This window comes from Mesorhizobium sp. M2C.T.Ca.TU.002.02.1.1 (assembly GCF_003997225.1).
In genome coordinates, this window is the sequence record NZ_RZTO01000131.1 from 1 (window position 1) to 10,468 (window position 10,468).

9 protein-coding genes are annotated in these 10,468 nt (G+C 62.9%); 1 reads left to right on the forward strand and 8 read right to left on the reverse strand.

Features of this window, described 5'->3' with window-relative positions:
* Nucleotides 1-31 precede the first annotated feature (31 nt).
* The 6 genes from EOD07_RS09805 to EOD07_RS09830 all read right to left on the reverse strand — a co-directional run bounded on the left by EOD07_RS09805 (nt 32) and on the right by EOD07_RS09830 (nt 7,736).
* Nucleotides 32-277 (reverse strand): DUF982 domain-containing protein, encoded by a 246-nt coding sequence (locus EOD07_RS09805; RefSeq protein ID WP_127235284.1) that lies wholly within the window; start codon nt 275-277, stop codon nt 32-34.
* A gap of 69 nt (nt 278-346) precedes the next feature.
* On the reverse strand, nt 347-772 hold the full coding sequence (locus tag EOD07_RS09810) for a hypothetical protein (RefSeq protein WP_127235285.1): 426 nt from the start codon (nt 770-772) through the stop codon (nt 347-349).
* A gap of 500 nt (nt 773-1,272) precedes the next feature.
* Nucleotides 1,273-2,604, reverse strand: coding sequence for an HlyD family type I secretion periplasmic adaptor subunit (locus EOD07_RS09815; protein ID WP_127235286.1), 1,332 nt, complete (start codon nt 2,602-2,604; stop codon nt 1,273-1,275).
* Nucleotides 2,601-4,502: a type I secretion system permease/ATPase gene (locus tag EOD07_RS09820; protein ID WP_245470005.1), complete on the reverse strand. Its 1,902-nt coding sequence runs from the start codon at nt 4,500-4,502 to the stop codon at nt 2,601-2,603. Before EOD07_RS09820 ends, EOD07_RS09815 begins: the two co-directional genes overlap by 4 nt.
* Before the next feature lie 116 nt (nt 4,503-4,618).
* On the reverse strand, nt 4,619-7,555 hold the full coding sequence (locus EOD07_RS09825; RefSeq protein WP_127235287.1) for a DUF5801 repeats-in-toxin domain-containing protein: 2,937 nt from the start codon (nt 7,553-7,555) through the stop codon (nt 4,619-4,621).
* A complete protein-coding gene (locus EOD07_RS09830) occupies nt 7,542-7,736 on the reverse strand; it encodes a hypothetical protein (RefSeq protein WP_127235288.1) in 195 nt (64 codons plus the stop codon). The genes EOD07_RS09825 and EOD07_RS09830 overlap by 14 nt, the downstream gene beginning before the upstream one ends.
* A gap of 527 nt (nt 7,737-8,263) precedes the next feature.
* Here EOD07_RS09830 and dusA point away from each other — a divergent pair.
* Nucleotides 8,264-9,250, forward strand: a complete 987-nt coding sequence (dusA, locus tag EOD07_RS09835) for a tRNA dihydrouridine(20/20a) synthase DusA (protein WP_127235289.1) — start codon at nt 8,264-8,266, stop codon at nt 9,248-9,250.
* A gap of 87 nt (nt 9,251-9,337) precedes the next feature.
* Here the strand turns inward: dusA and EOD07_RS09840 are convergent, their stop codons facing one another.
* Nucleotides 9,338-10,042 (reverse strand): TIGR02281 family clan AA aspartic protease, encoded by a 705-nt coding sequence (locus tag EOD07_RS09840; RefSeq protein ID WP_127235290.1) that lies wholly within the window; start codon nt 10,040-10,042, stop codon nt 9,338-9,340.
* Nucleotides 10,043-10,052: 10 nt separating this feature from the next.
* On the reverse strand, nt 10,053-10,283 hold the full coding sequence (locus EOD07_RS09845; protein ID WP_095818013.1) for a DUF1289 domain-containing protein: 231 nt from the start codon (nt 10,281-10,283) through the stop codon (nt 10,053-10,055).
* Nucleotides 10,284-10,468 lie beyond the last annotated feature (185 nt).

Sequence of the window (10,468 nt, forward strand, 5' to 3'; positions counted from 1 at the left end):
CACCGGGTCCGGACCATTGCTCGTTGCCGGCTTATTCGACGAGCATGTGCGCTTCTCGAGCCGCGTCGACCAATGCGTCCCTGGCGACGTCGGCCGCCATGCCGCCGTTCATGGCCTGGCGGCAAGCGCGCAGTGCCGCCAAGTGCCTCTGGCTTCCTGGACTGCGCCAGTGTCTGGTGAGCAAGTCGACCGCTTGATTGGCATTGGAAAGATTCTTGATCTCGCCAGAAATGCCGGTCACCACCGGCACCGGCCTAGAAAACCACGCTTCATACATGGCCTCGCCTCCATCCCGATGAATGCCCGGCAGAACACGCGCGTTGCCAGGCGAAACCTGAAGTGGCGGTCAGCCTTTGGTGTTGTCTTGAGCCACGCTGTTGGTCGGGATTGTGTCCATCGCTGCCAATTTGTCCGCGCACAGGTCCGCGGCGCCCGGGGCGTCCCTCTTGATTCCGGCCAGCTTTACCCACCCGCCGTCGGTGATGAAACTATCTCTCTGGTACGAGGACGTTCCCTTCAGCTTGGTCAGGTTTTCGCTCGCGTTTGACGCGGTGATGAACTTTTGGACGCAAAGATTGGCGACGAGTTCAGCCCGCGCCTTGATGGCGGACGTCTTCGCCATTTCCGCAGCTGTTCCCGCCAGGGTCCAGCCGCCAGCCGTGAAGCCGACTATCATTGTCAGCACCACGGCGCCGACGACCGACCAGAACCATAATGTCTTGGAGGGCTGATATTCGTCGAAGCGCTGCGAAATTGTTTGATTGGCTGCCATGGTTTCCTCCGTTTGAGACACTTTTTTGCTTCACGGTGATTTCCGCAATCGGGCCGACAACGGCCGGAAATCGTCCTGTTGATCGATATGATGAGGCCTCTCTGCAGAGGCGACCCAGCTTGGAAGACGGGGCAGCGGGATACCGGGTCCGACCGGCAGAATTTTCGGTCGCGAGCAAGCCCGCGCAGACATTGTTGCGCTCACACTTGCCCCGCGCGCTCCAGCGCCTGAGACGCTATGCTTGAGCACCCGGAAATTCTCCAAAATAGCGAGCGCGGACAAACTTCACCTCGATGCCGCATATACCGAGCCCGGCCGGAAACTATTCCACGCCGGTCGCAATCATGTGAGGATGCGGCGGGCTGGGGTGGCTGATCGACGGGCAGCATCCACGCCTTGAGGCGTTAAGATCCCCAGCGGCTCCCGACGCCGGGTTGACGAAGCATCGACCTGCGGCCGCGGAGGCGAAGCTGCGTTTGCACTCGTACTTGTGCAGGTAGCTATTTCTCTCGCATGGCTCGGCGGAAGTTCTGGGTGATCGGCTCGGCGAGGTAGGACAGCATGGTGCGGGCGCCTGTCCGGATCATCGCCTCGCTCGACATGCCTGGCAGGAGCTTGCGGCCGTCGAGCTTGGCGAGCTCGTTCTTGTCGATCAACACGGTCGCGGCGAAATACGGTGCTCCGCTGTGCTCGTCGACCATGCGGTCGGCGGACACCACCCCGACGACGCCCTCCAGCGGCGGCAGGTTGTAGCGGGCGAAGGCCGGGAAGCTTACCCGCGCGGGCTGTCCGGGGGCGATCGTTTCGACATCCTCCGGTTTGACCAAGGCTTCGACCACGAGCTGCTGTCCGAGCGGCACGATCGTCATCAATGTCTCGCCGGGTTTCACGACACCGCCTGCCGTGTGGACCTTCAGGTCCATGACGATGCCGTCAACCGGCGCGACGATATCCGTGCGGGCAAGCACGTCCTTGGCGGAGCGCGCCTGCTGTCCGAGATCGAACAGTTCCGCCTCGACCTTGCTCAACTCGTCGACGGCTTCGTTCATGCGTACTGTGTTGAGGTTCAGGATCTGCATGTCGATCTCGGCCATGGCGCTTCTGGCGCGAGCGATCGCTGCGACGTTGGTAGCGCGCTCTCCCTCGATCTCGCGCTGCTGTCGCTTGAGCGACAGGTACCGCTCGCGGGTGGTCAACCCTTTGTCGAGCAGGCCCTGAAGGTCCTTGGTTTCGCCCTCGATCGCCACCACCTGCTTGTCCTGCGTGGCGATGAGCTCCTGCAGTCCGGCTGCCTCCTCTTCGGTCTGGTGCCGGCGCTGGCCGAGAATTTCCCGCTCGTCCTTCAAATTGTGGTGCTTGGCCGCGAACACGTCGCGCTGCGCGGCCACCGCGTCCCTTGCGGCGGCGGCGGGGTTTGCGAGCAATGCCGGATCGAACTCGACCTCGGCCTTGTCGTCGCGCTCGGCCCTGAGACGCGCGGCCAAGGCCTCGCGCGTTGCAATCCGGTTCTGAAAGAGATCGAGCTGCGCCTTCGCCTGGGTGTCGTCGAGCCGGACGAGGACCTTGCCAGCCTTAACGATATCGCCGTCGGCGGCGTTCAACTCCGCGATAATACCGCCTTCGAGGTGCTGGATGAGCTTGCGGTCGCCCGCGACCTTGACGACGCCCGGCGCCACCGCGGCACTGTCCAATGGCGCGAGCGCGGCCCATCCCCCGCCAACACCGAAGAACAGCAACATGATTGCAAACCCGGTGAGCGTCACGCCTGCCAGACGCAGCGGCACCGGGTCCAGTCGTGAGGGTGGCGGGAGCGGCAGCGGGACGACCTTCATGGCTGTTCCTGCTCTGACGGTTGGGCGACGGCTGCACCGCCATCGCGGATGGTCTCGGAAACAAGGTTGAACTTAGGCGACAGTTTTCGTGCAGCGTATCGGCGGGCCGGATTGCGGACGCTACCTTGGTTCGCCACTACGGCAGGGAGCGGGTTCGCCTCGTGGGCGCTATCTTGGTTCGCCGCCACGGCAGGAAGGGGATTCGCCTCGCGGACCCGCCGGGCGAGTTCGCTGAACACGGCGTCGCGTGGCCCGAACAGGTCCTGTGCGCCGTGGTTAAGCACCAGAACCTTGTCGACCTTGTCCAAAATGCTTGGCCGGTGCGAGATCAAGATCAAGGTCGCGCCAGCCGCCTTGAGCCCGCCGATGACCATAGCCAGTGCTTGCTCGCCCTCGTGGTCGAGATTGGAATTGGGCTCGTCAAGGATAAGAAGCGCCGGGTCGCCATAGAGCGCCCGCGCCAACCCAATGCGCTGGCGTTGCCCGCCAGACAGCGCCGCGCCGCCTTCACCGATCTCGGTGGCGTAGCCTTTCGGTAGTCTCTTGATCAGGTCGTGGACGCCGGCCAATTGCGCGGCCTTGACCACGTTGTTGAAGGCCGCCGGGCTGAGCGGCGCGAAGCGGCAGATGTTCTCGGAAACGGTGCCGGCGAAGAGTTCGATATCCTGCGGCAGGTAGCCGACATGTCGGCCTCGATCCTCGGCCGCCCATTCGGCAACGCTCATGCCATCTAGCAATGCGCGACCGCTGGTCGGACGCCAAGCCCCGGCCAACACGCGCGCCAGACTCGTCTTGCCGGCTGCGCTTGGGCCGATCAACGCCATGGCTTCGCCAGGCTTCAGCCGGAAGCTGATTCCCCGCAGGATCGGTTCGCCGCCCTGCCTGGCGAGCATAATGTTCTCGGCCTCAAACTTTCCCTTTGGGCGCGGCAATGGCAGAGCCGGTGTGGCCTCCGGCCTCTGACCGGCCACTGCGACGAGACGCTTGTAAGCGTTCCGTGCCCCGATCGTCGCCTTCCAGGTGCCGATCGCCTGTTCCACTGGGGCCAGTGCGCGACCCATCAGGATCGAGGCGGAGATCATGATGCCGGGCGACGCCTCGTTTTTGAGCACCAGATATGCGCCGAGGCCGAGAACGGCCATCTGCAGAGCCAGCCGGAAAGCGCGCGCGAGGGCCGAGATGGTGCTGGATCGGTTGCTGGCGAGAGATTGTCCTCTGTTTGCCTCGTCCTGCTGGGCCTTCCAGCTCTCGAGTAGGGGGCCCAGCATGCCCATGGCCTGGACGACCTCGGCGTTGCGGATCGTCTGTTCGGCCTGCATGTAGGCCCGCATCTGGGCGATTGCGGCTTCCGCCATTGGCTTGCGGGTCAGATATTCGGTCAGCAACGCCAGCGCGAACAGCACGATCCCGCCGCTGGTCGCCAGCCAGCCCAACCAAGGGTGCATCAGGAAGATAGCGCCCAGGAAAATCGGCGCCCAGGGTGCGTCGAGGATCGGGTAGATGCTTGGGCTGGTGAAGAAATTCCGCACCTGGTCGAGGTCACGCAGCGCACGGGCGTTGATCTGGCCCGGCGCCGAGGCGGCGTATTCAACCGACGCGCTCAGAAGTACCGGAGCTAATCGGGCGTTCAACCATGTCCCGACGGTGGACAACAGGCGTGCGCGAACTATCTCTAGCCCTGCCATCGTGGTGATCGCCGCCGCCGCCATCAGCGATAGCGTCACCAATGTCTCCAAGCTATGGCTGCCAAGCACGCGGTGATAGACCTGGAGCATATAGAACGCGCCGGTCAGCATCAATGTGTTGATGCCGGCGCTAAACCAGATAAGCGGTCTTATGGCGCGCCTGGCTTCTCGCATCACCGCCTGCAGGGCAGAGGGACGTGGCGATTTCATCATGATCGTATCTGCCCTGTATGCGGTTTGACGCCTTGGTTTGAGGTTTCGCGCGGGACGCGAGATTATCTGCACAGGGAGAAGGGAAGCGGCGTGCGCCGCCTCCCTTTGGTCAGGTGTCAGGCGATGACGTCAACCGCCAAGTGCTGGATGCCCGTGGCGTCGCCATCGGCGTCCTGGATGTTGACCGCGAAGTCGAGGCTGGCGCCGATCTGCCCGGACGTCGTTTGGATGAAGCCGATGTCCGTGATCTTGAGGACGTCGTTATCCGTGGATCCCCAGGATTGCTGCGTGCCGGTCACCGGGCTGTTGCCCTCCACCGCGACAGTGTTCGGATCGTCGGTCGCCTTGGTCAGGTTGATGCCGGATCCCGTCAGCCCGTTGCTGGACTGCATGATCTGCATACCCTGGATCGAGAAGTTCTCACCGGCAGCGGCGTTGTTGTAATCACCCTTCTCGATGATCACGAGACCGTCGTTGTTGTCGAGCGAGAACTCCGTGCTGTATGGAGACGGCACCGTGTTCCCCTTGAAGAAGTCCGCATTGTCCACAACGATCGACCGCGTCGTATGGACATCGTCGGCGGTAGATGCCGTGCCTTTGTCGTCGATGAGGTCGAGAACCACGATGAGGTTCTCGGCATTGCCGATGCCGTCGAACTTGATGGCGATAGCGTCCACCTTGTCAGTCGGCGTGATCTTCTCGGTACCGCCACCGGGAGCCCCCGGGTTCACGTCGCCCAGAATGTTCTCGTTGAAGAACCGGAGCGTTAGCAGTTCGCCCTTCTGGATCGTGTCACCGGCCACGCCGTTGGTCGACTGCGTGGCGGATACCCAGTCCTCGAAGTTGCTGGTGATGAACTGCCCGTTGTTGTAGGTGGTGTCGAGAGGCGGTCCGTTCGGTGCGCCGTCACCCGTGGCGTTAAACCCGAAGGGGCTGCCGCTCGGGTTCGAGTTCGCCGTGAACTGCACGTAGAACCCGTCACTATCGGCCGGATTCGGGCCGGTATCGGCGTGATCCAACTCGGTCACCACGAGTTCGGGGTGGCCGGTGTTGCCGGGAGGTGCTTTCGTCAACAGCTCCGAAGAGTGGAAGACGTTGAAGCTGAACCCGTCGATCACGTCATTCAACTGGATAGAGTACGTGCCTGCAACCTTGTCGAAGGTCAACGTGCCACCCGCCGTCGCGTCCTGCACCCCGGCGGTGATCGGATCCTTGTCGTAATGGAACGAGAAGGAGAACTGTGCGCTGTTGGCGTCCTCCGAAACGAGTGACGTCTGGACATTGGTTATCGCCGGGTTTTGCGCATTGTCGACCGTACCGGTCAGCACCAGGCGCTGAATACCTGCCGTGATGGGGTCAGCATCACCGAAGTCGGAGTGGGTCGCGTCGTAAACCACGCGACCGTCCGCGCCGATGCTGTATTTGAAGTCCCCGGTAGCCGGAGCGGCAGGGGGGCTCAGTACATTGTTCAGCGTCTCGTGCTGGATACCACCCGTGCCGGGGTCGCCGTCGAACGGTTTCACGATCGACGGAGCATCATCCGTAAAGACAAGGTTCTGGCCAATGTTGAGGACGGCCGAGGCGCTATCACCGTCCTTGTCGGTGATGGTAGCCGTCAGCTTGATCAGGTTGTCCGCGTCCAGAGTCTCGGTGTCGTTCGGACCGTTGTTGGGGTCGTGGATAACCGACCGGATCTGGTTTAGCGTGACTTGACCGGAGCTATCCACGCTCACCGTGAACACCAGATCGCCGTCCGTCGCGGTCCTGCCTTCGACGACACTCCCGTTGAGCGACAGATTGACTGCCTGTCCGCTGAGTGTGTCGAACAGCCCAGACGCACCCGCGACGACGCTCAGCGCATAGATGATGCCGGCAGAGCCGTCCTTGCCACCGTCCGACGTGAACTGGGTTGCGAAGCCCTTGGTTTGGTCGCCGGCCAAGTTTGACTCGTCCACGGTCACGATCACATTGTCGAGCGGCGCGCTGATGCTTGGCGCGTCGTCCTTGAATAGAAGGTTATCGCCGATATTCGCAATATCCGAGGCGGTATCGCCGTCGCCGTCGACGATCGTCGCCGTCAAGGTCACGAGGTTGGCTGCCGAAAGGCCGGTCGACTGGTCCGGCCCGCTCTCAGGATCATGCCTGACGGCCAGCAGTTGAGTGAGCGTGACGTCACCGGTGGCATTTACTTCAACCGTAAATGCCAGCGCGTTGGTCGTCGCCGTGCGGCCTTCGATGACGCCGCCGTTGTTGAACAGGTTGATAGCCTCGTTCAGTTGGGTGGCGATCAGGCCGGAGGCGCCGCCCGGCGTGCCGAGCGCGTAGGTGATGCCGGCTGCGCCGAGACCATCGGTGCCAGGGTCGGAGGTGAACGCACCCGCGAAGTTTTTGGTTTGGCTGCTGGTGGGGGTGTCGGTGTCGTCGGTGGTGAGTGTCGGCTCTGTACCGTTGGCTGTGATTGTCGGGCCGTCATCGTCGACGTTGATGCTGCCACCGACGGACTCATCCGTGTGTGACAACGCGCGGACTTTCAGGATGTCGCTGAAGTCCACTCTGTCATCCGGGCTGAGGTTGTCCGGATGAGCGATCGACGCGAAGGTGACCATCTGCACCGTGCCCAACGTATTGTCACCGTTGGGGATGATGTAGAAGGCGGCGACGATGTCACCGCTGGTATCAGTCGCCAGCACAGATTTGCCGTCCGCCGACGTGGTGAGGAAGATGTCTTCGCCACCCACGGTGTTCAATCCAGAATCCGCGTGAGTTAGAGGGGCGAAGATCAGGCTGTCCACGACCTCGTTCGCTCCCACCGTCACCTGCACGAGGTCGGCTTGACTTGCCGCCTCGGCGGAGTCAGCGAACGCCAACTGCCCTGCGGTCAAGCCGAGACCGTTGAGATAGGTGACGAAGGCGGGGTCGAGGTCAGCGCTGACCAGCAAACCGCCGGAGACGCTTACTGCGACATCATCGCCATCGGGGTCGCCGGTAGCGGTATTTTGTATACCGGCCGTCTGGTCGTTAACCAACTCGCCTACGATATTAATGGTAGCCATAATGTTCATCCTTTCTTGGATGGTTGACTGGTTCTACACATCGTATTCGCGTGGCCGCGGTTATCCGCGGCGCTCGAAGTCCGGAGGCCACGAGAACGCCGCTGGCTGCGGCGTCATCCGTGCTGAAACCCGACGTCCGGTCGAGCATCAGCGTGCCACCGATGTCCGTGGTGATGGTCATGACAGCCTCCGTTCAATGCGGCAGGTGCGTAGTCAGCCCCAACGCTGGCAACCGGCCGCATGGGCGCGCATCCGCCGGCCAAGGCCGGCGCCACGCGCCATCGTTAAAGAACCTGGAGTGGTGGATTTGGCTCAGGGGGTAGAGGGGGTTGGGAGGCGCCGCCGCTGATCCTCCGCTCCTTGCCCCGTCAGGCAATTCTAGGCGGATGCGTCCTACGCGCATCGGTGACCCACCAACGGCGGGCACCAAGGATCGACAATGAGGGCATACTCAACCCCGCCCCTCTAGACAGGCATCGCTGCCTGTACGCCTCCCGCTCATAACATGAGCACAAAAACTTTACGCTTATTTGTGGAAATTTCAAATCGGACTATTGCTTTTTAACAAAAAGTGTGAATCAGGAGAAGGTCCCTCCGTGGAGGGGGCTTTTGTCCCTGCCTCCAGAAGCCGTTGAAATTAAACGAGAATACGACAAGCCGCGCTAAAGGATTTGACTGTTACATCTATGGCAGCGATGAAGTAGGCCCATGAAGACGAAGATCGCCGTGGCACCAATGATGGATTGGACGGACCGGCATTGCCGGTTCTTCCACCGCCAGTTGACGCGCCGGGCTCTGCTCTACACCGAGATGGTGGTGGCGGACGCGGTCATCCATGGCGCGCGCGAGCGACTGCTCGGTTTCGACGATGTCGAGCACCCGGTCGCGTTGCAGCTTGGCGGATCGGATCCGGCAAAACTTGCCGAGGCGGCGCGGATCGGCGAGACCTTCGGTTACGACGAGATCAACCTCAATGTCGGCTGCCCGTCCGACCGCGTCCAGTCGGGGACATTCGGCGCCTGCCTGATGAAGACGCCGGCTCTGGTCGCCGAATGCGTCGCGGCCATGAAGGCGTCGGTGAAGATCCCCGTCACTGTCAAATGCCGCATCGGCGTCGACGATCAGGACCCGGAGCCCGCCCTCGACACGCTCGCCGACGGCGTGCTCGCCGCCGGCGCCGACGCGCTCTGGGTGCACGCGCGGAAGGCCTGGCTGGAGGGGCTGAGTCCCAAGGAGAATCGCGACATCCCGCCGCTCGACTATCCGCGCGTCTACCGGCTGAAGGCCAGAAAGCCGGATGAATTCATCGGCATCAATGGCGGTATCCAATCGCTCGGCGAGGCGTCGGTGCATCTTTCCCGTGTCGATGGCGTGATGCTCGGTCGCGCCGCCTATCATACGCCGGGCATCCTCACCGGCATCGATGCTGCTTTCTACGGCGAGGCGGCTGCCGCCTTCGACTATCCGGCGCTGATCGACGCCATGGCCGGCTATGCCGCGCGCCACATCGAGCGAGGCGGCCGGCTCGGCCACATCACCCGCCACATGGTCGGACTGTTCCACGGCTTGCCCGGGGCGCGCCGCTTCCGGCAAATCCTGTCGACGGATGCGAACAAGCCAGGCGCGGGGGCGGAGGTGCTGAACGCCGCGTTCGCCGCGGTTGATCTCACTGCCGCGGAAGCCGAGGCAGCCTGATCTTCAGTTAAAGCGCGTTGCGCTTTAACCTTCTTTCCTATGCATATCGTGGTCCCAGAACCGCTACGCACTTCTGGGCGATATGCATCAATCGCGCAGGATCATGCGGTCGCCGCGCACGTCGAAACCCGACAAGGAGCCGATGAAGTTCATGCCGAGCAGGCTCTGGTCCAGCATGCCGGGCGCGGCGACCATCACAGACATGTCCTTGCGCACGATGCCGCCGATCGCCACTTCGTCGGTCCTGACCGTCGCCGCGCGCGCCATGCCGTTGGCGGTGGAGACATCCACGCTGTAGCTGAGCGCCGCCGGGTTGAAACCCGCGGCCTGGGCGTCTTCGGACGTCAGCACCGTGCTGGTCGCGCCGGTGTCGACCACGGCGCGCACCGGCGTGCCGTTGACCAGGATACGGGCTTCGAAATGGCCGTTGTCGGCCTTGTCGAGCGTGACGGTCGGGCGGCCATTCTCCACGCCGAGCGCCAGCGGGCTGCCGGGCACGAGGCCGGCGGTCACGCGGCTTGCGACGTCCTGCAACTCGTAGCGATACTGGTAGGCGGCGATCAGCACGAGGATCAGCGCGGCCCAGACGCCGATATTGCGCGCCATGTCGCCCATCGGCCGGCCCGAGCGGAGCAGGCTCGCGCCGATCACCATCACCAGCACGCCGACCCAGATCAGCCGGCCGAAATCGTTGTTGTCCATGCCGAAAGTGTGGCCGGCCGAATTGTTGAGCATGAGCAGCACGACCCCGGCGCCGATCACCGCCATGACAATCCAGAACAGCCGATTCATCGGTTTCTTCTCACAAAACGCCGCGCTCGCGCGCCATGCGGGTACGCCGGGTCTCGCGGCGCGGCCGCCGCTCGACCGTTTCGAGCCGCGCCGGCAGTTCGGCCATCACCGCCCGGCGCGTTTCGGGGGTCATCGTCAGCCAGCCGGAAATCTCGTCGCGCGTGCGGCCGCAACCGAAGCAGAACCCGGTTTTCATATCGATCGAACAGACCAGGATGCAGGGGGATTCGATGGCGGTCATGCTGTTCTCTTGGCTTTATTCCACATGGTGCAACCGCCGGAGCAATGCAAGCCCTCCGCGATGCGTCGCAAGGCGACGCGTTCGCGGCATCGCCAAGTGGTTGTGCCGGCGGGAGAAGGCGGCTATGCCGCTTGCGATTTTCGCAACGAACCGCGACCGACATAAATGCCTGCTCAGCCCTTCGA